A 21,691-nucleotide genomic window follows, 5' to 3' on the forward strand; every position below is an offset into this window, starting at 1 on the left:
GGTGGTCCCGACACCGGCGGCCCCCCCCCAAGGCTTCTGAGATTGAACAAGACGGCTTGCCGACTGACCTGCGGATTTGAGTGACAAACCCATGCCAAAACGTACAGACATTAAAAGCATCCTGATTCTTGGTGCTGGCCCGATCGTGATCGGCCAGGCCTGCGAATTCGACTACTCCGGCGCCCAGGCCTGTAAAGCCCTGCGCGAGGAGGGTTACCGCGTTATCCTGGTGAACTCCAACCCGGCCACCATCATGACCGACCCGGCCATGGCCGACGCCACCTACATCGAACCGATCAAGTGGCAGACCGTTGCCAAGATCATCGAGAAAGAGCGTCCGGACGCACTGCTGCCGACCATGGGTGGCCAGACCGCTCTGAACTGCGCCCTGGACCTGGAGCGCGAAGGCGTTCTGGAAAAGTTCGGCGTAGAGATGATCGGTGCCAACGCCGACACCATCGACAAGGCTGAAGACCGTTCGCGTTTCGACAAGGCGATGAAGTCCATCGGCCTGGCGTGCCCGCGTTCCGGTATCGCCCACAGCATGGAAGAGGCCAATGCGGTCCTCGAGAAGCTCGGCTTCCCGTGCATCATCCGTCCGTCCTTCACCATGGGCGGCACCGGTGGCGGTATCGCTTACAACCGTGAAGAGTTCGAAGAAATCTGCGCCCGTGGTCTGGACCTGTCGCCGACCAAGGAGCTGCTGATCGACGAATCGCTGATCGGCTGGAAAGAATACGAGATGGAGGTTGTCCGCGATAAGAAGGACAACTGCATCATCGTCTGCTCCATCGAAAACTTCGACCCGATGGGCGTGCACACTGGTGACTCGATCACCGTGGCTCCTGCACAGACCCTGACCGACAAGGAATACCAGATCCTGCGTAACGCCTCCCTGGCGGTACTGCGCGAGATCGGCGTGGAAACCGGCGGTTCCAACGTTCAGTTCGGTATCTGCCCGAACACCGGCCGCATGGTCGTGATCGAGATGAACCCGCGTGTATCCCGTTCCTCGGCACTGGCTTCGAAAGCCACCGGCTTCCCGATCGCCAAGGTCGCGGCCAAGCTGGCTGTAGGCTACACCCTCGACGAACTGTCGAACGACATCACCGGCGGCAAGACCCCGGCGTCCTTCGAGCCGTCCATCGACTACGTCGTCACCAAGCTGCCACGCTTCGCGTTCGAGAAGTTCCCCAAGGCTGACGCGCGCCTGACCACTCAAATGAAGTCGGTAGGCGAAGTCATGGCCATCGGCCGTACCTTCCAGGAATCCCTGCAGAAAGCCCTGCGCGGCCTGGAAGTGGGCGTTTGTGGTCTGGACGAGAAGGTTGATCTGGCCAACCCGGAAAGCATGAGCGTACTCAAGCGCGAGCTGACCGTGCCGGGCGCCGAGCGTATCTGGTACGTGGCGGACGCCATGCGCGCCGGCATGACCGTCGAAGACATCTTCGGCATGACCATGATCGACCCTTGGTTCCTGGTGCAGATGGAAGACCTGATCAAGGAAGAAGAGAAGGTCAAGACCCTGGGCCTGACCAGCATCGACCGCGATCTGATGTTCCGCCTCAAGCGCAAAGGCTTCTCCGATATGCGCCTGGCCAAATTGCTGGGTGTGACCGAGAAGAGCCTGCGCGCTCACCGTCACAAGCTGGAAATCTTCCCGGTCTACAAGCGCGTCGATACCTGCGCTGCCGAGTTCGCCACCGATACTGCCTACCTCTACTCGACGTACGAGGAAGAGTGCGAAGCGGCGCCATCGGGTCGCGACAAGATCATGATCCTGGGTGGCGGTCCTAACCGCATCGGCCAGGGCATCGAGTTCGACTACTGCTGCGTACACGCGGCACTGGCCCTGCGCGATGACGGTTACGAGACCATCATGGTCAACTGCAACCCGGAAACCGTTTCCACTGACTACGACACTTCCGATCGCCTGTACTTCGAACCAGTGACCCTGGAAGACGTGCTGGAAATCGTCCGCGTCGAGAAGCCGAAAGGCGTGATCGTCCAGTACGGCGGCCAGACCCCGCTGAAACTGGCGCGTGCCCTGGAAGCTGCCGGCGTGCCGATCATCGGCACCAGCCCTGACGCCATCGACCGTGCCGAAGACCGTGAGCGTTTCCAGCAAATGGTCCAGCGCCTGAACCTGCGTCAGCCGCCAAACGCCACCGTGCGCAGCGAAGACGAAGCGATTCGTGCTGCCGCCAAGATCGGTTACCCGCTGGTGGTGCGTCCGTCCTATGTACTGGGCGGCCGTGCGATGGAAATCGTCTACGAAGAAGAAGAACTCAAGCGCTATCTGCGTGAAGCGGTTCAAGTGTCCAACGACAGCCCGGTGCTGCTGGATCACTTCCTCAACTGCGCCATCGAAATGGACGTGGATGCGGTCTGCGACGGTAAAGATGTGGTAATCGGCGCGATCATGCAGCACATCGAGCAGGCTGGTGTTCACTCCGGTGACTCCGCATGCTCGCTGCCGCCGTACTCGCTGCCGGCGCACATCCAGGACGAGATGCGCGAGCAGGTCAAGAAAATGGCCCTGGAGCTCGGCGTGATCGGTCTGATGAACGTTCAGCTGGCGCTGCAAGGCGACGACATCTACGTCATCGAAGTCAACCCGCGCGCCTCCCGTACCGTGCCGTTCGTGTCCAAGTGCATCGGTGTTTCCCTTGCAATGATCGCGGCGCGCGTGATGGCCGGTAAGACTCTGAAAGAAATCGGCTTCACCAAGGAAATCATTCCGAACTTCTACAGCGTGAAAGAGGCGGTGTTCCCGTTCGCCAAATTCCCTGGCGTTGACCCGATCCTCGGCCCAGAGATGAAGTCCACCGGTGAAGTGATGGGCGTGGGCGACACCTTCGGTGAAGCGTTCGCCAAGGCCCAGATGGGTGCCAGCGAAGTGCTGCCGACCGGCGGTACTGCGTTCATCAGCGTACGTGACGACGACAAGCCACTGGTTGCGGGCGTGGCCCGTGATCTGATCAACTTGGGCTTCGAAGTGGTCGCCACTGCCGGTACTGCCAAGCTGATCGAGGCTGCTGGCCTGAAAGTGCGTCGTGTGAACAAGGTGACCGAGGGTCGTCCGCACGTGGTCGACATGATCAAGAATGACGAAGTCACGCTGATCATCAACACCACCGAAGGTCGTCAGTCGATCGCCGATTCGTACTCCATTCGTCGTAATGCCTTGCAGCACAAGATTTACTGCACCACCACCATTGCTGCTGGCGAAGCCATCTGCGAAGCGCTGAAGTTCGGTCCCGAGAAGACCGTGCGCCGCTTGCAGGATCTACACGCAGGATTGAAGGCATGAGCATAACGAAGTACCCAATGACCGTTCAGGGCGCTCGCGCCCTGGAAGAAGAGCACACTCACCTGACCAAGGTCGTTCGTCCGAAGCTCAGCCAGGACATCGGTACGGCCCGCGAGTTGGGTGACTTGAAGGAAAACGCCGAATACCACGCTGCCCGCGAGCAGCAGGGTATGGTCGAGGCGCGGATCCGTGACATCGAAGGCCGGATTCAGAATCAGGTCGTCATTGATGTCACGACCATTCCGCATACCGGCAAAGTGATTTTCGGCACTACCGTTGAAATCGCCAACGTCGAGACTGATGAGCGCGTCACTTACCACATCGTGGGTGAGGACGAGGCTGACTTCAAACTCGGCAAGATTTCGGTCGGCTCGCCACTGGCTCGCGCCTTGATTGCCAAGGAAGAGGGTGATGTGGTTGCAGTCAAAACGCCTGGCGGCGTTATCGAGTACGAGATTGTCGAAGTTCGCCACATCTGAAGGCCGGCGCCCGTTTCGTGCGGGCGCCATGCTTTGGCAGCTGACCCAGATGTTGTGGGTCGGCGGCTTGTGGCTGTTGCAAATCGGTCTGTTGCCGGTGCTGGGGCGAATTGGCCTGGCGCCGCTGCTGATCGACGAAATCGCAGGCATGCTCAATACGCTGGTAGTGGGATTCGCTACGGCGTGTGTGATTTTTCAGGCTTTGGTGCTGGTTAAGGCCGAGGGCCTTGCCAGTCTATGGCGGGATATTCGCGGGCAACTGCTGTTGATGGCGCTGTATGCGTGCGCGATGTATTTCGCGGTGCGTTTCGGCTGGCCGGATGCCGATCGTTGGCAGGCGTTCAGCTATCTTGTTCTGGGTTTTTCCGGGCTGGTGCTGGTGTTACAGCCGATGCCGGGATGGAGTGGCAGGGTGCGCGAAGCACACCCCTGACCCTTGCCATCACTTGAAGCGATGGACGTTCGACAGCTGCTTGTTGACGCTGAAGTTCTTGCGGTAGATCAGTGCCATCTTGCCGATGACCTGAACCAGATCCGCTTTGCCGACCTTGCAGAGTTCTGCAATGGACGCCAGGCGCGATTCGCGATCGAGGATGTTGAGCTTGATTTTGATCAGCTCGTGATCCGCCAATGCGCGTTCGAGTTCGGCTAACACACCTTCAGTCAAACCATTGTCTGCCACAATCAGAACCGGTTTCAGATGGTGGCCAATGGATTTGTACTGTTTCTTCTGCTCTTGAGTGAGCGGCATAATCTGACCCCTGCGTCTGATCTTGTAAAAAGCGGCGGCCAGTTTACCCGAGCGAGTCCGGGACCGCCCAGTTAATCACGACCCGTTTTATTTCCGAGGTATCCCGTGGCCCGTTCCAAGACAAGCCTTAACTGGCTGAAAGAACATTTCAACGACCCATTCGTCAAAATGGCACAAAAAGACGGGTACCGTTCCCGCGCCAGCTACAAACTGCTGGAGATCCAGGAAAAGGACCGTCTGATCCGTCCTGGAATGAGCGTAATCGACCTTGGTGCGGCCCCCGGTGGGTGGTCCCAGGTGACCAGTCGTCTGATTGGCGGGCAGGGAACACTGATCGCTTCTGACATTCTGGAAATGGACAGCATCCCGGACGTGACCTTCATTCAGGGCGACTTTACCGAGGATGCCGTGCTGGCTCAGATCCTCGATGCCGTCGGAAATAAGGAAGTAGACCTTGTGATTTCCGATATGGCCCCCAATATGAGTGGACTGCCTGCCGTAGACATGCCGCGAGCGATGTTCCTGTGCGAGTTGGCGCTGGATCTTTCGACTCGGGTGCTCAAGCCCGGTGGTGATTTTTTGATCAAGATCTTCCAGGGTGAAGGCTTCGACGAGTTCCACAAGAGCGTTCGCCAGCAGTTCGAGAAGGTGCAGATGCGCAAGCCGACCTCGTCGCGCGACCGTTCTCGCGAGCAGTACCTGCTAGGCCGCGGTTTCCGGGGACGCAGTGAGGGTTGAGTGAATTTTCGATCGGGGCGATAGGATTTTTGTATTACGCCTTGTCAGAATTAGCGAATATTGTGTAGGAAGTGTTTCACAAAGGGTTACAGACGGCGCCTGCCAAGTTGTAGGTAATGTAGTAAGTTAGGCCGGTGAATATCATGCGAAGCGCGCGCCAGTAGCGGAGCTTGCTTCAGAGGGTAGTTAATTGAACGATATGGCAAAGAATCTGATCCTGTGGTTGATCATCGCGGCTGTCCTGGTGACGGTGATGAACAACTTCTCCAGCCCTAACGAGCCGCAGACCCTCAACTATTCCGACTTCATCCAGCAGGTCAAGGATGGCAAGGTCGAGCGCGTGGCAGTTGATGGCTACGTGATTACCGGCAAGCGCAACGATGGCGACAGCTTCAAGACCATTCGCCCGGCGATCCAGGACAACGGCCTGATCGGCGACCTGGTGGATAACCACGTCGTGGTCGAAGGCAAGCAGCCTGAACAGCAAAGCATCTGGACTCAACTTCTGGTCGCCAGCTTCCCGATCCTCGTGATCATCGCCGTGTTCATGTTCTTCATGCGGCAGATGCAGGGCGGTGCCGGTGGCAAGGGCGGGCCGATGAGCTTCGGTAAAAGCAAGGCGCGCCTGCTCTCCGAAGATCAGGTGAAAACGACCCTGGCTGACGTTGCCGGTTGCGACGAAGCCAAGGAAGAAGTCGGTGAACTGGTCGAGTTCCTGCGCGATCCGGGCAAGTTCCAGCGCCTGGGTGGTCGCATTCCTCGCGGTGTGCTGATGGTCGGTCCTCCGGGTACCGGTAAAACCCTGATCGCCAAGGCCATCGCCGGCGAAGCCAAGGTACCGTTCTTCACCATTTCCGGCTCCGACTTCGTCGAAATGTTCGTCGGTGTGGGTGCCAGCCGTGTTCGCGACATGTTCGAGCAGGCCAAGAAACACGCTCCATGCATCATCTTCATCGACGAAATCGATGCGGTCGGTCGCCATCGTGGTGCTGGTATGGGTGGTGGTCACGACGAGCGCGAGCAGACTCTCAACCAGTTGCTGGTCGAGATGGACGGCTTTGAAATGAATGACGGCATCATCGTGATCGCCGCAACCAACCGTCCTGATGTACTGGACCCTGCGTTGCTGCGTCCAGGCCGTTTCGACCGTCAGGTTGTGGTCGGTCTGCCGGACATCCGTGGTCGCGAACAGATTCTCAAGGTTCACATGCGTAAAGTGCCGATGGGCGACGACGTTGCTCCGGCCGTGATCGCTCGTGGTACTCCAGGCTTCTCCGGTGCTGACCTGGCCAACCTGGTGAACGAGGCGTCGTTGTTCGCTGCCCGCGCCGGCAAGCGCATCGTCGAGATGAAAGAATTCGAACTGGCGAAAGACAAAATCATGATGGGCGCCGAGCGCAAATCCATGGTCATGTCCGAGAAAGAAAAGCAGAACACCGCTTACCACGAAGCGGGCCACGCTATTGTTGGTCGCGTCGTGCCTGAGCATGATCCAGTGTACAAGGTGTCGATCATCCCGCGCGGTCGTGCGCTGGGTGTGACCATGTTCCTGCCGGAAGAAGATCGTTACAGCCTCTCCAAGCGTGCGTTGATCAGCCAGATCTGCTCGTTGTACGGCGGTCGTATCGCTGAAGAAATGACCTTGGGCTTCGATGGCGTGACCACCGGTGCTTCCAACGACATCATGCGCGCCAGCCAGATTGCGCGGAACATGGTGACCAAGTGGGGGCTCTCGGAGAAGCTCGGTCCGTTGATGTATGCCGAAGAAGAGGGTGAAGTGTTCCTCGGTCGCGGCGGCGGTGGTCAGAATGCAAGCTTCTCTGGTGAGACAGCCAAGCTGATCGACTCCGAAGTGCGCAGCATCATCGATCAGTGCTACGGCACGGCGAAGCAGATTCTCACGGACAACCGTGACAAGCTCGATGCGATGGCCGATGCCTTGATGAAGTACGAAACGATCGATGCCGAGCAGATCGACGACATCATGGCGGGTCGTACACCTCGCGAGCCACGCGACTGGTCGGGTGGCACGGGTACTTCCGGCACCCCTCCGGTGGTGCAGGATGAGCGTCCGGAAACACCGATCGGCGGTCCTGCTGCTGACGTATAAGGTTTGAAATGACTTCTGTTCAGTCCTCGACCCGGTTGCCTTGCGGCAACCGGGTTCTTGATTTGGCCCAGACGCATGTCATGGGTATTCTCAATGTCACTCCTGATTCTTTCTCCGATGGTGGCCAATACAGCCAGCTCGACGCGGCCATGCGCCACGCCGAAGCCATGGTGGCGGCTGGTGCGACACTGATCGATGTCGGTGGCGAATCCACTCGTCCGGGTGCCAGAGTGGTGTCACCACTGGAGGAGCTGGAGCGCGTAGCCCCTATTGTCGAGCGCATCAGTCGCGAGCTGGACGTCATCATCTCGGTCGACACCTCCACGCCAGCGGTCATGCGTGAAACTGCGCGCCTGGGTGCCGGGTTGATCAATGATGTACGTTCGTTGCGTCGCGATGGTGCCCTGGATGCAGCGGCGGCCACCGGGTTACCGGTTTGCCTGATGCATATGCTCGGTGAGCCGGGTGATATGCAGGACAATCCACAGTATCAGGACGTTACAAGGGAAGTTGGTGGGTTTCTCGCCGAGCGCATGCATCAGTGTTCATTGGCGGGTATTCCAGCCGAACGGATCATTCTTGATCCGGGCTTTGGCTTCGCCAAAACCTTGCAGCACAACCTAAGCTTGTTCAAACATATGGAAGCCCTGCATGCCTTGGGGCGACCCCTGTTGGTCGGGGTTTCGCGAAAAAGCATGATTGGTCAGGCGTTGAATCGTCCGGTTGGGGACCGACTGTATGGTGGTTTGGCGCTCGCGGCGCTGGCATCGGCGAAAGGTGCGCGTATATTGCGCGTCCATGATGTAGCCGAAACAGTGGATGTGGTGCGGATGATCGCCGCAGTGGAATCCGCCGAATAAGAATGATGGAGCACTTATGAGCAAAAAATATTTTGGCACCGATGGTATTCGTGGGCGTGTCGGTGAATACCCGATTACTCCTGATTTCATGCTCAAGCTCGGCTGGGCTGCAGGTATGGCGTTCCGTAAGATGGGCGCCTGCAAGGTATTGGTAGGCAAGGACACCCGGATCTCCGGCTACATGTTCGAATCTGCGCTTGAAGCAGGGCTGACGTCGGCAGGTGCTGATGTGATGCTCCTTGGGCCTATGCCGACCCCGGCTATTGCCTACCTGACGCGTACCTTTCATGCCGAAGCTGGCATCGTGATCAGTGCGTCGCACAATCCGCATGATGACAATGGCATCAAGTTCTTCTCCGGCAACGGCACCAAGCTGCCGGATGAAGTCGAGCATATGATCGAAGAATTGCTCGATACGCCAATGACCGTGGTTGAGTCGAGCAAGATCGGCAAGGTGTCGCGAATCAATGATGCGTCGGGTCGGTATATCGAATTCTGCAAGAGCAGTGTGCCGACCGGTACCAGCTTTACCGGCCTCAAGATTGTGATCGACTGCGCCCATGGTGCGACCTATAAAGTGGCGCCGAGTGTGTTTCGTGAGTTGGGTGCCGAAGTCGTGGTCTTGTCCGCGCAGCCTAACGGTTTGAATATCAATGACAACTGCGGCTCGACCCATATGGGGCAACTGCAGGCCGCTGTGCTGGCTGAACACGCCGATCTGGGTATCGCCTTCGATGGTGATGGTGACCGGGTGTTGATGGTGGATCACACGGGGGCCATCGTCGATGGTGATGAGTTGCTGTTCATCATTGCTCGCGACCTGCATGAGCGAGACAAGCTGCAAGGTGGTGTAGTCGGTACACTGATGAGCAACCTGGGATTGGAGTTGGCCTTGGCCGACCTGGCGATTCCATTTGTCCGCGCCAATGTTGGTGATCGTTATGTGATTGCTGATCTGCTGGAGCGCAACTGGCTGGTCGGTGGCGAAAATTCGGGTCATATCGTTTGCTTCAATTACACCACCACTGGTGATGCGATTATCGCCGCGTTGCAGGTACTGAAGGCGTTGAAAGCCCGTGCGCAAGGTTTGGCTGAAGCGCGTCAGGCGCTGCGCAAATGCCCTCAGGTGCTGATCAATGTGCGTTTCGGTGGCGGCGCAAGCCCTCTCGATCACCCGTCGGTCAAGGAAGCCAGCGAACGTGTGACCAAGGCCATGGCAGGTCGGGGGCGTGTGCTGTTGCGCAAGTCCGGAACCGAACCGCTGGTGCGTGTGATGGTCGAAGGCGAAGACGAAACGCAGGTTCGTGGCTATGCCGAAGAGCTGGCAAAACTGGTTACTGAAGTTTCTGCCTGAATTCGGCTTGCCAGCCATGATTGTGTTGGGTAACATCTGCGCCCACTTTGACCGACGAGGTACAGCATGCGTCGCCCTATGGTAGCTGGTAACTGGAAGATGCACGGTACCCGCGCCAGCGTCGCTGAGCTGATCAACGGCCTTCGTGACTTGGCCTTGCCGAGCGATGTTGATGTTGCGGTATTCCCGCCTTGCCTGCATATCAATCAAGTGATTGATGGCCTGGAAGGAAAGTCGATTTCGGTCGGCGCGCAGAATTCTGCGGTGGAATCCGGACAAGGTGCGTTGACCGGTGAAGTTGCACCGAGTCAGTTGGTGGATGCAGGATGTTCCCTGGTGCTTGTCGGGCACTCCGAACGCCGCCAGATTATGGGCGAGCAGGACGGAATGCTGATCCGCAAGTTCGCAGCGGCACAGGCATGTGGCTTGATTCCGGTGTTGTGCATAGGGGAAACCCTTGGGCAGCGTGAAGCTGGAAAGACTCTTGAGGTTGTCTCGCGTCAGCTGGGCAGTATCATCGAGGAGCTGGGTGTCGGTGCCTTTGCCAAGGCAGTGATCGCTTACGAGCCGGTCTGGGCCATTGGCACCGGGCTGACTGCAACGCCACAACAGGCGCAGGATGTGCATGCAGCCATTCGCGCCCAGTTGTCGGCAGAGAATTCTGAAGTCGCACAAGGTGTGCGGCTTCTATACGGCGGCAGCGTGAAGGCGGCCAATGCGGTCGAACTGTTCGGCATGCCGGATATCGATGGGGGCCTGATTGGTGGGGCTTCCCTGAATGCAGATGAGTTCGGTGCGATTTGTCGCGCCGCGGGAAACTGAAAAAATGCTGGAAACAGTCGTAGTCGTTTTTCATCTGCTGGGTGCATTGGGCGTAGTAGCTCTGGTTTTGCTGCAGCAGGGTAAAGGTGCGGATGCTGGCGCGTCTTTCGGAGCAGGTGCTTCAAATACTGTGTTCGGAAGCCAAGGTTCCTCTACCTTTCTTAGTAAGTTTACTGCTATACTTGCCGCAGGTTTTTTCATAACCAGCTTGGGGTTAGGTTACTTTGCTAAAGAGAAGGCTCACCAGCTGACTCAAGTAGGTCTCCCAAATCCAGCGGTACTGGAAGTTCCAAAGCAACAACCGGCTTCTGATGATGTCCCGGTGCTTCAAGAGCAAAAGTCGGCTACTCCAGCGACTGACGTGCCTCCAGCTCAAGAGCAGAAGTAAGAAGGGTTTCAAACGTAGTATTGCCGAGGTGGTGGAATTGGTAGACACGCAACCTTGAGGTGGTTGTGCCCATAGGGTGTAGGGGTTCGAGTCCCCTTCTCGGTACCAATTAGTCAGGAGAGCCCGCTGTTGCGGGCTTTCTTGCAGGTGGAAGGTTACATTGACCCTGTAGGGGATCGGTCGTATACTTCCGCCCCAGCTTTGTCGCGGGGTGGAGCAGTCTGGTAGCTCGTCGGGCTCATAACCCGAAGGTCGTCGGTTCAAATCCGGCCCCCGCAACCAGTTTAAGGAGCCCCTTTTAAGGGGCTTTTTGTTAGCTGGACACTTTCAACGCCGCTGTTCGACGGCGTTTCAAGGATGGGCGTTTCGCCCATTTTTTTATTTTGCATAGCATGCACATACATGCACTAGGGGGTTCAGGTGTCGAGCAAGCTAGAAGAGTTGCAGGCCTTGCTGGCCCCGGTGGTCGTGGCCCTAGGCTATGAATGCTGGGGTGTCGAGTTTTCGGCTCAGGGTCGTCACTCGATGTTGCGCGTTTATATCGATAAAGAAGGCGGCGTGCTGGTGGACGATTGCGCCATCGTCAGCCGTCAGATCAGCGGTGTGCTGGATGTTGAAGATCCTATCTCCGTTGAGTACACCCTTGAAGTTTCCTCGCCTGGCATGGAACGCCCGCTGTTCACTCTTGAGCAGTTTGCAAAATTTGCCGGTGAACAAGTGAAGATCAAGCTGCGCTCGCCTTTTGAAGGACGACGCAACTTTCAGGGCCTTCTGCGCGGCGTAGAAGAGCAGGATGTCGTGGTGCAGGTAGAAGACCATGAGTTCCTGTTGCCGATCGATATGATCGACAAGGCCAACATTATTCCCAGTTTTGACTGAGGCGTGCCAGATACTGCGGATCCCGCGGATCCAATGGCTTGCGAAAGGCGAGGCGTACGATGAGCAAAGAAGTACTGCTGGTTGTTGAGTCGGTATCCAATGAAAAGGGCGTACCGGCAAACGTGATTTTTGAAGCGCTGGAGCTGGCTCTGGCCACTGCGACCAAAAAGCGTTTCGAAGACGAAGTTGATCTGCGTGTGGAAATCAATCGCCACACGGGTGCATACGAGACATTCCGTCGCTGGACGGTCGTCGAAGAAGCAGACCTGGACGATCCGGCCATCGAAACCTGGCCGAGCAAGGTTGCCGAAACGCATCCTGGCGCCAAGGTCGGTGATGTCGTAGAAGAGAAAATCGAGTCCATCGAGTTCGGCCGCATCGCTGCACAGACTGCCAAGCAAGTCATTGTGCAGAAAGTTCGCGAAGCCGAGCGTGCTCAGGTTGTTGACGCTTACCGCGAGCGCCTGGGTGAAATCATCTCCGGCACCGTGAAAAAAGTCACCCGCGACAACGTGATCGTTGATCTGGGTAACAACGCTGAAGCGTTGCTGGCCCGTGAAGACATCATTTCTCGCGAAACTTTCCGGGTTGGCGTGCGTCTGCGTGCGCTGCTCAAGGAAATCCGCACCGAGAACCGCGGCCCGCAGTTGATCCTGTCGCGCACCGCGCCGGAAATGCTGATCGAGTTGTTCCGCATCGAAGTGCCGGAAATTGCCGAAGGCCTGATCGAAGTGATGGCTGCGTCCCGTGATCCGGGTTCGCGTGCCAAGATCGCCGTTCGCTCCAAGGACAAACGCATTGACCCGCAGGGCGCTTGCATCGGTATGCGCGGTTCGCGCGTCCAGGCAGTGTCTGGTGAGTTGGGCGGTGAGCGTGTTGACATCGTTCTGTGGGACGACAACCCGGCTCAGTTCGTGATCAACGCCATGTCCCCGGCCGAGGTTGCGGCAATTATCGTTGACGAAGATGCCCACGCAATGGACATCGCCGTTGGCGCAGACAATCTGGCTCAGGCCATCGGTCGCGGTGGTCAGAACGTGCGTCTGGCTAGCCAGTTGACTGGCTGGACCCTGAACGTGATGACCGAATCGGACATCCAGGCTAAACAGCAAGCAGAAACCGGCGACATCCTGCGCAACTTCATCGACGAGCTGGAAGTCGACGAAGATCTGGCGCAGGTGCTGGTGGACGAAGGCTTTACCAGCCTGGAAGAGATTGCCTACGTACCGTTGGAAGAAATGCTCAACATCGACGGCTTTGACGAAGACACCGTCAACGAGCTTCGCGCTCGGGCCAAGGATCGCTTGTTGACTAAAGCCATCGCTACTGAGGAAAAGCTGGCAGACGCCCATCCGGCCGAAGACCTGCTCTCGCTTGAGGGTATGGACAAGGATTTGGCGATGGAACTGGCGGTGCGCGGCGTAATTACCCGCGAAGACCTGGCCGAGCAGTCTATTGACGACCTGCTCGACATCGACGGCATTGACGATGATCGTGCCGGCAAGTTGATCATGGCCGCCCGAGCCCACTGGTTCGAGTAATTAGGCGCGGCCTGAGGAGAGAAATGCATGACGCAAGTCACGGTGAAACAACTGGCCGATGAGGTCAAAACACCGGTAGAGCGCCTGTTGCAGCAGATGCGTGAGGCAGGTCTGCCGCACACCGCCGCCGAAGAACATGTGACTGACAGTGAGAAGCAATCGTTGCTGACTCACTTGAAAAGCAGCCACAAGGCGAAAGTGGAAGAACCACGCAAGATTACGCTGCAGCGTAAAACCACCAGCACCCTGCGTGTTGCTGGCAGCAAAAGCATCAGCGTTGAAGTACGCAAGAAGAAAGTCTTCGTACAACGCAGCCCGGAAGAAATCGAAGCCGAGCGCAAGCGTGAACTGGATGAACGTCGCGCAGTAGAAAATGCTGCTCGTCAGAAGGCTGAAGAAGAAGCCAAGCGTCGCGCCGAAGAAGAAGCGCGTCGCCAGCCTGCTGCTGCGTCGACCGCTCAAGCCGTACCTGTTGCAGCGCCTGCTGTGGTGGCCGAGCCAGTTCGCGAAAGCGCACCGGTTGTGGCGGCTGCTCCGGCTCCTGCGGCCGATACCCGCAAGCGTGACGAACAACGTCGTCCGGACAAGCCACGTGCCGACGACAACAGTCGTCGCGGTAGCGGCGATGGCGAGCGCAAAAACGCTCCGCATCGTGCTTCCGTCAAGGAAAAGGCGCCGGCTCCACGCGTTGCCCCACGTACTACCGACGAAGAAAGCGATGGCTTCCGTCGTGGTGGTCGCGGCAAGGCCAAGCTGAAGAAGCGCAACGCCCACGGTTTCCAGAGCCCGACCGGCCCTGTCGTGCGCGAAGTGAAGATCGGCGAAACCATCACTGTTGGCGATCTCGCCCAGCAGATGTCGGTCAAGGCTGCTGAAATCATCAAGTTCATGTTCAAACTGGGTACTCCAGCGACCATCAACCAGGTACTGGATCAGGAAACTGCCCAGTTGGTTGCCGAAGAGCTGGGCCACAAAGTGACCCTGGTCAGCGACACCGCCCTGGAAGACTCCCTGGCCGAGTCCCTGAAGTTTGAAGGCGAGGCAGTTTCCCGTGCACCAGTCGTGACCGTAATGGGCCACGTTGACCACGGTAAGACTTCCCTGCTCGACTACATCCGTCGTGCCAAGGTTGCTGCTGGCGAAGCCGGTGGTATCACCCAGCACATCGGCGCATACCACGTTGAAACCGACCGTGGCATGGTGACGTTCCTCGACACCCCTGGTCACGCTGCGTTTACCGCAATGCGTGCCCGTGGTGCCAAGGCGACCGACATCGTGATCCTGGTGGTTGCAGCGGACGACGGCGTGATGCCGCAGACCATTGAAGCTGTCCAGCACGCGGTAGCGGCTGGTGTGCCACTGGTTGTTGCAGTGAACAAGATCGACAAGCCAGGTGCTGACCTCGATCGCATCCGTAGCGAACTGTCGGTTCACGGCGTGACGTCGGAAGAGTGGGGTGGTGACACTCCGTTCGTACCAGTCTCGGCGAAACTGGGTACTGGCGTCGACGAACTGCTCGAAGCCGTATTGCTGCAAGCCGAAGTCCTGGAACTGACTGCAACTCCGTCGGCTCCTGGCCGTGGTGTCGTAGTTGAATCCCGTCTCGACAAGGGCCGCGGCCCGGTGGCTACCGTTCTGGTTCAGGACGGTACCCTGCGTCAAGGCGACATGGTCCTGGTCGGTTCGAACTATGGCCGTGTACGTGCCATGCTCGACGAGAACGGCAAGCCAATTAAGGAAGCCGGTCCGGCCATCCCTGTCGAGATCCTCGGCCTGGACGGTACCCCGGATGCTGGCGACGAGATGAGCGTGGTTGCCGACGAGAAGAAAGCCCGTGAAGTGGCTCTGTTCCGTCAAGGCAAGTTCCGCGAAGTCAAACTGGCTCGCGCTCACGCCGGCAAGCTGGAAAACATCTTCGAAAACATGGGTCAGGAAGAGAAGAAGACGCTCAACATCGTCCTCAAATCCGACGTCCGTGGATCGCTGGAAGCGTTGAACGGTGCCTTGAACGGCCTGGGTAACGACGAAGTGCAAGTGCGTGTAGTGGGTGGCGGTGTCGGTGGTATCACCGAATCCGACGCCAACCTGGCACTGGCCTCCAACGCTGTACTGTTCGGCTTCAACGTGCGTGCCGATGCCGGCGCGCGCAAGATCGTCGAGCAGGAAGGTCTGGATATGCGTTACTACAACGTGATCTACGACATCATCGAAGACGTCAAGAAAGCCCTGACCGGTATGCTCGGCAGCGATGTTCGCGAGAACATCCTGGGTATCGCCGAAGTGCGTGACGTGTTCCGTTCGCCGAAGTTTGGCGCGATCGCCGGTTGCATGGTTATCGAAGGTGTTGTTCACCGTAACCGTCCAATCCGTGTACTGCGTGAAGACATCGTTATCTTCGAAGGCGAGCTGGAATCCCTGCGCCGCTTCAAGGATGACGCTTCCGAAGTACGTGCCGGCATGGAATGCGGTATCGGCGTGAAGAGCTACAACGACGTCAAGGTCGGTGACAAGATCGAAGTCTTCGAGAAGGTGCAGGTTGCTCGCAGCCTCTAACTCGCGCACTTCAGGAGCCGTGACAGGTAGCCGCATGCAAGTGCGCAACTCGTCACCAGGACTCTAAACGCAACGCCCGGTCTGGCTTTTGTCAGGCCGGGCGTTTGCCGCTTTCAGACCTCACGGGTTTCACCGTGGGGCAGTAACAGGTAACAAGACATGGCAAAAGAATACAGCCGTACCCAACGTATCGGCGATCAGATGCAGCGCGAGCTGGCACAACTGATCCGTCGTGAAGTCAAAGACCCGCGCGTCGGCCTGGTCACCATTACCGCAGTGGAAGTCAGCCGTGACGTCGGTCACGCCAAGATTTTTATCACCGTGATGGGGCAGGACAGCGCTGAAGAAATTGCACAAAGCATCAAGGTGCTGAACTCCGCCGCCGGTTTCCTGCGCATGCAGCTGGCTCGCGAGATGAAGCTGCGTAGCGTTCCACAGCTGCACTTCCACTACGACGAAAGCGTCGTGCGTGGTGCGCATCTGTCGGCATTGATCGAGCGCGCAGTGGCTGAAGACAATCAGCATCCGGTTGCGGCAGAAGCCGAAGACACCAAGGAGTAATCGGTGGCTCAGGTCAAACGTATCCGTCGTAACGTCAGCGGCATCATCCTGCTCGACAAGCCGCTGGGGTTCACCTCCAACGCGGCCTTGCAGAAGGTTCGCTGGTTGCTGAACGCCGAAAAGGCAGGTCATACCGGCAGTCTCGATCCCTTGGCCACCGGCGTGTTGCCGCTGTGCTTCGGCGAGGCCACCAAGTTCTCGCAATACCTGCTCGATTCCGACAAGGGTTATGAAACCCTGGCGCAACTGGGCAAGACCACCACCACGGCGGATGCCGAAGGTGAAGTTTTGCAGGAGCGCCCGGTGACCGTTGGTCGCACCGATGTCGAGGCTGTACTGCCGAAATTTCGTGGGCAAATCAGTCAGATACCGCCGATGTACTCGGCGCTCAAGCGTGATGGCCAGCCGCTGTACAAACTGGCTCGTGCAGGCGAAGTAGTGGAGCGCGAACCGCGTTCTGTTACTATTACGCGCTTGGAATTGCTGGCCTTCGAAGGTGATACTGCGCGGCTGGCGGTGGATTGCACTAAAGGCACCTATATCCGCACCCTGGTGGAGGATATTGGTGAGCAACTCGGTTGTGGCGCTTACGTTGCAGAACTGCGACGTACCCAGGCCGGGCCATTCACCCTGGCGCAGACAGTTACCCTCGAAGAGCTCGAAGCGGTACATGCCGAAGGCGGCAACGAGGCGGTCGATCGCTTCCTGATGCCATCGGACAGCGGCCTGCTGGATTGGCCACTGTTGCAGTTCTCGGAAGCGAGTGCGTTCTACTGGCTCAACGGCCAGCCGGTACGTGCCCCGGATGCTCCGAAGTTCGGCATGGTGCGGGTACAGGATCACAATGGTCGCTTCATCGGTATCGGTGAAGTGAGCGAAGACGGGCGCATCGCGCCGCGTCGACTGATTCGGTCAGAATGACCGGACGAGGGTGGCTGTTAACAGGCACGGTCACTACTCATTTTTAGATACAGGGATTTGTCCCTGGCCTGTTGAAACTGTTTTTTTGAAACAGTTTCCTGATAAAAGGATTGCCTCATGGCTCTCGACGTTCAAGAAAAAGCTCAAATCGTAGCTGACTACCAGCAAGCTGTTGGTGACACTGGTTCGCCAGAAGTGCAAGTTGCACTGCTGACCGCCAACATCAACAAACTGCAAGGTCACTTCAAGGCCAACGGTAAAGACCACCACTCCCGTCGTGGTCTGATCCGCATGGTTAACCAGCGTCGTAAGCTGCTGGACTACCTGAAAGGCAAGGACGTGAGCCGTTACAGCGCTCTGATCGCTCGCCTGGGTCTGCGTCGCTAATAAGCGATTGCGCTAGAGGTTGGTTGTCTGTCGTACGTCAGTGGGTTTCCCGCCGGCGCATGGCAGGCTCCCAGCCTCAAGTTTTATCTGGATACCTGCTTTACCCGAGTAACACCTGGACAATCCAGTCGGGCCGATTCCCGGCGTTGCCCAAGAATTTCGCAAGAAACCAGTTCCCCCAAGAGCCACAAAGAAGGTAGGACACCGTGAACCCGGTAATCAAAAAATTCCAGTTCGGTCAGTCGACCGTTACCCTCGAGACTGGCCGTATCGCCCGTCAGGCCTCCGGCGCAGTATTGGTCACCGTTGACGACGACGTCAGCGTATTGGTGACTGTGGTCGGTGCAAAACAAGCAGATCCAGGCAAGGGCTTCTTCCCTCTGTCTGTTCACTACCAGGAAAAGACTTACGCTGCCGGTAAGATCCCTGGCGGTTTCTTCAAGCGCGAAGGCCGTCCTTCCGAGAAAGAAACCCTGACTTCCCGACTGATCGACCGTCCGATCCGTCCGCTGTTCCCGGAAGGCTTCATGAACGAAGTGCAGGTTGTCTGCACCGTCGTTTCCACCAGCAAGAAGACCGATCCGGACATCGCTGCGATGATCGGTACCTCGGCTGCGCTGGCGATCTCCGGTATTCCTTTCGATGGCCCGATCGGCGCTGCCCGCGTTGCATTCCACGAAAGCACCGGCTACCTGCTGAACCCGACTTACGAGCAGCAGGCTGCTTCGAGCCTGGACATGGTCGTTGCCGGTACTTCGGACGCCGTACTGATGGTTGAATCGGAAGCCAAAGAGCTGACCGAAGACCAGATGCTGGGCGCGGTACTGTTTGCTCACGACGAGTTCCAGGTTGTGATCAACGCCGTTAAAGAACTGGCCGCTGAAGCTGCCAAGCCAACCTGGACCTGGGCTCCTGCGCCAGAAGCCACCGAACTGCTGGGCGCTATCCGTGCCGAGTTCGGCGAAGCGATCTCCCAGGCCTACACCATCACCGTCAAGGCCGACCGTTACGCTCGCCTGGGCGAGTTGAAGGACCAGGTCGTTGCCAAGCTGTCCGGTGAAGAAGGCCAGCCTTCTTCCAGCGAAGTCAAAGCGGCTTTCGGCGAAATCGAATACCGCACCGTTCGCGAAAACATCGTAAACGGCAAGCCACGTATCGACGGTCGCGACACCAAGACCGTACGTCCGTTGAACATCGAAGTCGGTGTTCTGCCAAAAACCCACGGTTCGGCGCTGTTCACCCGTGGCGAAACCCAGGCTCTGGTCGTTGCAACTCTGGGGACTGCCCGTGATGCACAGCTGCTCGACACCCTGGAAGGCGAGAAGAAAGACCCGTTCATGCTGCACTACAACTTCCCTCCGTTCTCGGTAGGCGAGTGTGGTCGCATGGGTGGCGCTGGTCGTCGCGAAATCGGTCACGGCCGTCTGGCCCGTCGTTCGGTTTCGGCCATGCTGCCTGCCGCTGACGTGTTCCCGTACACCATCCGCGTGGTTTCGGAAATCACCGAATCCAACGGTTCGAGCTCGATGGCTTCCGTTTGCGGCGCTTCCCTGGCCCTGATGGACGCCGGTGTGCCGATGAAGGCGCCGGTTGCCGGTATCGCCATGGGTCTGGTTAAAGAAGGCGAGAAATTCGCCGTCCTGACCGACATCCTGGGTGACGAAGACCACTTGGGCGACATGGACTTCAAGGTAGCCGGTACCGCCAAAGGCGTCACCGCGCTGCAGATGGACATCAAGATCAAGGGCATCACCGAAGAGATCATGGAGATCGCTCTGGGCCAAGCCCTGGAAGCGCGCCTGAACATCCTCGGCCAGATGAACCAGATCATTGGTCAGTCGCGTACCGAACTGTCGGCCAACGCTCCGACCATGATCGCGATGAAAATCGACACCGACAAAATCCGTGATGTCATCGGTAAAGGCGGCGCGACCATTCGTGCGATCTGCGAAGAGACCAAGGCTTCGATCGACATCGAAGACGACGGTTCGATCAAGATCTTCGGCGAAACCAAGGAAGCGGCTGAAGCAGCACGTCAGCGCGTTCTGGGCATCACCGCTGAAGCCGAAATCGGCAAGATCTACGTGGGCAAGGTTGAGCGCATCGTCGACTTCGGCGCATTCGTCAACATCCTGCCGGGCAAGGACGGTCTGGTTCACATCTCCATGCTGAGCGATGCTCGCGTTGAGAAAGTGACCGACATCCTGAAAGAAGGCCAGGAAGTGGAAGTACTGGTACTGGACGTGGACAACCGCGGCCGTATCAAGCTGTCCATCAAAGACGTGGCAGCAGCCAAGGCTTCGGGCGTTTAATTACGCCTTACGCCTGACCGCTTCAACGTTGTAAAAAGTGCCCCGCCGTGAAAACGGCGGGGCATTTTTTTGTCTGCAGGAAATTGAGACGTTCCGGAAGTTGCCTGCCCCTGAAGTCAGTGCTAGGTTTAGCCCACCGCCCGTGTAGCTCAGCCGGTAGAGCAGCGCACTCGTAACGCGAAGGTCGCAGGTTCGATTCCTGTCTCGGGCACCAGCAAGACTTGTTTTCAGATGATCCCGAATGGTTCTGAAGGCCAGACAAACCGCGCTTCATACGGTTTTTTGCGTCAGAGAGATCCTTGATGATCCAGATCCATCTTCCATTCCCCAGATCAACGAGAACGCCATGACAATAAAAGAATTGACCCAAGAAGCCAGACACGAAGAAGCACTGAAAAAGTACGTGCTGGATGTGCCGGATCTGATGGAAGAGATCAAGGACCTGAGCCCCGATGATCAGAAAGACCAGATTCAATGGGCGTTCGAGGACGAGGCGGAAGCCCAGGGCTTGCAACCGTGGGAATTGAGCCTCAAGTACACGTCGACTCCGGAAGAATTCGAGGCGGCGCGCATGGCGCTGCACAAGGAGGCGGCCGAGGTGTTGGGCGTCGGGTGGGAAGAGTACTGCGAGATGAACAATCTGGTGGTCTGACAAAAACGCCAGCCTTGATGAGGCTGGCGTTTTTTATACGGCGAGGCGCGATCAGAGACTCAAGCGCATCGACAGATCGACCGCTTTCACATCCTTGGTCATCGCGCCGATCGAAATGTAATCCACCCCGGTCTGTGCAATCGGCAGCAACGTACTTTCGTTGATCCCGCCGCTAGCCTCCAGTTTGGCCTTGCCGGCATTCAGGCGCACGGCTTCGCGCATGTCGTCCAGGCTCAGTTCGTCGAGCATGATGATGTCGGCACCGGCCGCCAGCGCTTCCTTGAGTTCATCCAGGCTTTCCACTTCAATCTCGACCGGTTTGCCCGGGGCGATCTTGTGCGCGGCGGCGATGGCCTGCGCGATGCCGCCGCTGGCGGCGATGTGGTTTTCCTTGATCAGGAAGGCGTCATACAGGCCGATGCGGTGGTTGTGGCAACCGCCGCAGGTCACGGCGTACTTTTGCGCCAGACGCAGCCCCGGCAAGGTTTTGCGGGTGTCGAGCAACTTGACCTGAGTCTCGGCCACGAAGTCCGCCAGGTATTGAGCACGAGTCGCCACGCCGGAGAGCAATTGCAGGAAGTTCAGGGCGCTGCGTTCGCCGGTCAGCAGTGAGCGCGCAGGGCCTTCGAGGTGGAACAGCACCTGATTGGGCGTTACCCGTTCACCGTCGGCAACTTGCCAGTGCACCGCCACCCGGGGGTCCAGTTGCCGAAACACGGTATCTACCCAGGCGGTGCCGCTGATGATGGCGGCGTCGCGGGTAATAATGGTGGCTTTGGCCAGGCGTTCGGCCGGGATCAACTGCGCGGTGATGTCGCCGCTGCCGATGTCTTCACGCAACGCACGGCGCACGTTGGCTTCGATTTCGGCGGTCAGATCGGCGAGACGTAGATTCGGCATAACGGACTCCACAAACAAAGTGGCTCGATTATAGGGCCATGGCAGCGACCAACCCAAGGCATCAGCGCGTTCCGTTGGCGCTGGCGCCTGCATTTGGTCGAATCCCTGCCGTTGTCGGCGTTGACCGTCGATTCCGAACAAACGCCTGTTTGAGATCGGCAACCTCCAGG

The 21,691-nt window shown here is 58.0% G+C and carries 19 protein-coding genes and 3 tRNA genes; 20 read left to right on the plus strand and 2 right to left on the minus strand.

The genetic code is table 11. The features are described 5' to 3' along the window. Nucleotides 1–91: 91 nt before the first annotated feature. The 3 genes from carB to AC1D1M_RS22965 are packed head-to-tail and all read left to right on the plus strand — an operon-like array spanning nucleotide 92 to nucleotide 4,225. Nucleotides 92–3,313, plus strand: coding sequence for a carbamoyl-phosphate synthase large subunit (carB, locus tag AC1D1M_RS22955; RefSeq protein WP_477752815.1), 3,222 nt, complete (start codon nucleotides 92–94; stop codon nucleotides 3,311–3,313). A 2-nt stretch (nucleotides 3,314–3,315) separates the two neighbouring features. Continuing rightward, complete coding sequence (gene greA / locus AC1D1M_RS22960) at nucleotides 3,316–3,792, plus strand: transcription elongation factor GreA (RefSeq protein ID WP_477777405.1); 477 nt, start codon at nucleotides 3,316–3,318, stop codon at nucleotides 3,790–3,792. Between the two features lie 28 nt (nucleotides 3,793–3,820). Next, nucleotides 3,821–4,225, plus strand: a complete 405-nt coding sequence (locus AC1D1M_RS22965; RefSeq protein WP_008047454.1) for a hypothetical protein — start codon at nucleotides 3,821–3,823, stop codon at nucleotides 4,223–4,225. A 9-nt stretch (nucleotides 4,226–4,234) separates the two neighbouring features. On the opposite strand, the gene AC1D1M_RS22970 is transcribed toward AC1D1M_RS22965, so the two are convergent. Beyond that, the gene (locus AC1D1M_RS22970) at nucleotides 4,235–4,543 is read right to left on the minus strand and encodes a YhbY family RNA-binding protein (protein ID WP_007942889.1); all 309 of its coding nucleotides are present in this window, start codon (nucleotides 4,541–4,543) and stop codon (nucleotides 4,235–4,237) included. A gap of 105 nt (nucleotides 4,544–4,648) precedes the next feature. Between AC1D1M_RS22970 and rlmE the strand changes: the two genes are divergently transcribed. From rlmE to AC1D1M_RS23055, 17 genes are all read left to right on the plus strand, one after another. Next, nucleotides 4,649–5,281: a 23S rRNA (uridine(2552)-2'-O)-methyltransferase RlmE gene (gene rlmE, locus AC1D1M_RS22975; protein ID WP_095942403.1), complete on the plus strand. Its 633-nt coding sequence runs from the start codon at nucleotides 4,649–4,651 to the stop codon at nucleotides 5,279–5,281. Between the two features lie 199 nt (nucleotides 5,282–5,480). Continuing rightward, entirely contained in the window at nucleotides 5,481–7,391 is a 1,911-nt protein-coding gene (gene ftsH / locus AC1D1M_RS22980; protein WP_057398827.1) for an ATP-dependent zinc metalloprotease FtsH, read from the plus strand. An 8-nt stretch (nucleotides 7,392–7,399) separates the two neighbouring features. Then, nucleotides 7,400–8,251, plus strand: coding sequence for a dihydropteroate synthase (folP, locus tag AC1D1M_RS22985; protein ID WP_477777378.1), 852 nt, complete (start codon nucleotides 7,400–7,402; stop codon nucleotides 8,249–8,251). Nucleotides 8,252–8,267: 16 nt separating this feature from the next. Further along, entirely contained in the window at nucleotides 8,268–9,605 is a 1,338-nt protein-coding gene (gene glmM / locus AC1D1M_RS22990; RefSeq protein ID WP_477777379.1) for a phosphoglucosamine mutase, read from the plus strand. Between the two features lie 66 nt (nucleotides 9,606–9,671). Next, entirely contained in the window at nucleotides 9,672–10,427 is a 756-nt protein-coding gene (tpiA, locus tag AC1D1M_RS22995; protein ID WP_477777380.1) for a triose-phosphate isomerase, read from the plus strand. 4 nt (nucleotides 10,428–10,431) lie between these two features. Then, nucleotides 10,432–10,815, plus strand: coding sequence for a preprotein translocase subunit SecG (gene secG, locus AC1D1M_RS23000; RefSeq protein WP_017336473.1), 384 nt, complete (start codon nucleotides 10,432–10,434; stop codon nucleotides 10,813–10,815). Nucleotides 10,816–10,837: 22 nt separating this feature from the next. Continuing rightward, a tRNA-Leu gene (locus AC1D1M_RS23005) sits at nucleotides 10,838–10,923 on the plus strand. 97 nt (nucleotides 10,924–11,020) lie between these two features. Beyond that, a tRNA-Met gene (locus AC1D1M_RS23010) sits at nucleotides 11,021–11,097 on the plus strand. A 138-nt stretch (nucleotides 11,098–11,235) separates the two neighbouring features. Continuing rightward, the gene (rimP, locus tag AC1D1M_RS23015; protein ID WP_477777381.1) at nucleotides 11,236–11,694 is read left to right on the plus strand and encodes a ribosome maturation factor RimP; all 459 of its coding nucleotides are present in this window, start codon (nucleotides 11,236–11,238) and stop codon (nucleotides 11,692–11,694) included. Nucleotides 11,695–11,753: 59 nt separating this feature from the next. Further along, nucleotides 11,754–13,235, plus strand: a complete 1,482-nt coding sequence (gene nusA / locus AC1D1M_RS23020) for a transcription termination factor NusA (RefSeq protein ID WP_008057419.1) — start codon at nucleotides 11,754–11,756, stop codon at nucleotides 13,233–13,235. Nucleotides 13,236–13,262: 27 nt separating this feature from the next. Beyond that, the gene (gene infB, locus AC1D1M_RS23025; RefSeq protein WP_477777382.1) at nucleotides 13,263–15,788 is read left to right on the plus strand and encodes a translation initiation factor IF-2; all 2,526 of its coding nucleotides are present in this window, start codon (nucleotides 13,263–13,265) and stop codon (nucleotides 15,786–15,788) included. Nucleotides 15,789–15,947: 159 nt separating this feature from the next. After that, nucleotides 15,948–16,349 (plus strand): 30S ribosome-binding factor RbfA, encoded by a 402-nt coding sequence (gene rbfA / locus AC1D1M_RS23030; protein WP_007973108.1) that lies wholly within the window; start codon nucleotides 15,948–15,950, stop codon nucleotides 16,347–16,349. A gap of 3 nt (nucleotides 16,350–16,352) precedes the next feature. After that, on the plus strand, nucleotides 16,353–17,270 hold the full coding sequence (truB, locus tag AC1D1M_RS23035) for a tRNA pseudouridine(55) synthase TruB (RefSeq protein ID WP_095058377.1): 918 nt from the start codon (nucleotides 16,353–16,355) through the stop codon (nucleotides 17,268–17,270). A 117-nt stretch (nucleotides 17,271–17,387) separates the two neighbouring features. Further along, complete coding sequence (rpsO, locus tag AC1D1M_RS23040) at nucleotides 17,388–17,657, plus strand: 30S ribosomal protein S15 (protein WP_011332409.1); 270 nt, start codon at nucleotides 17,388–17,390, stop codon at nucleotides 17,655–17,657. A gap of 206 nt (nucleotides 17,658–17,863) precedes the next feature. Beyond that, nucleotides 17,864–19,969, plus strand: coding sequence for a polyribonucleotide nucleotidyltransferase (gene pnp, locus AC1D1M_RS23045; protein ID WP_007915263.1), 2,106 nt, complete (start codon nucleotides 17,864–17,866; stop codon nucleotides 19,967–19,969). A gap of 138 nt (nucleotides 19,970–20,107) precedes the next feature. After that, nucleotides 20,108–20,183, plus strand: a tRNA-Thr gene (locus AC1D1M_RS23050). Nucleotides 20,184–20,315: 132 nt separating this feature from the next. Beyond that, the gene (locus tag AC1D1M_RS23055) at nucleotides 20,316–20,621 is read left to right on the plus strand and encodes a DUF6388 family protein (protein WP_477777383.1); all 306 of its coding nucleotides are present in this window, start codon (nucleotides 20,316–20,318) and stop codon (nucleotides 20,619–20,621) included. A gap of 51 nt (nucleotides 20,622–20,672) precedes the next feature. Here the strand turns inward: AC1D1M_RS23055 and nadC are convergent, their stop codons facing one another. Next, the gene (gene nadC, locus AC1D1M_RS23060) at nucleotides 20,673–21,521 is read right to left on the minus strand and encodes a carboxylating nicotinate-nucleotide diphosphorylase (protein WP_477777384.1); all 849 of its coding nucleotides are present in this window, start codon (nucleotides 21,519–21,521) and stop codon (nucleotides 20,673–20,675) included. Nucleotides 21,522–21,691 lie beyond the last annotated feature (170 nt).

The sequence above is a fragment of the Pseudomonas sp. P1_F7 genome (assembly GCF_056405655.1).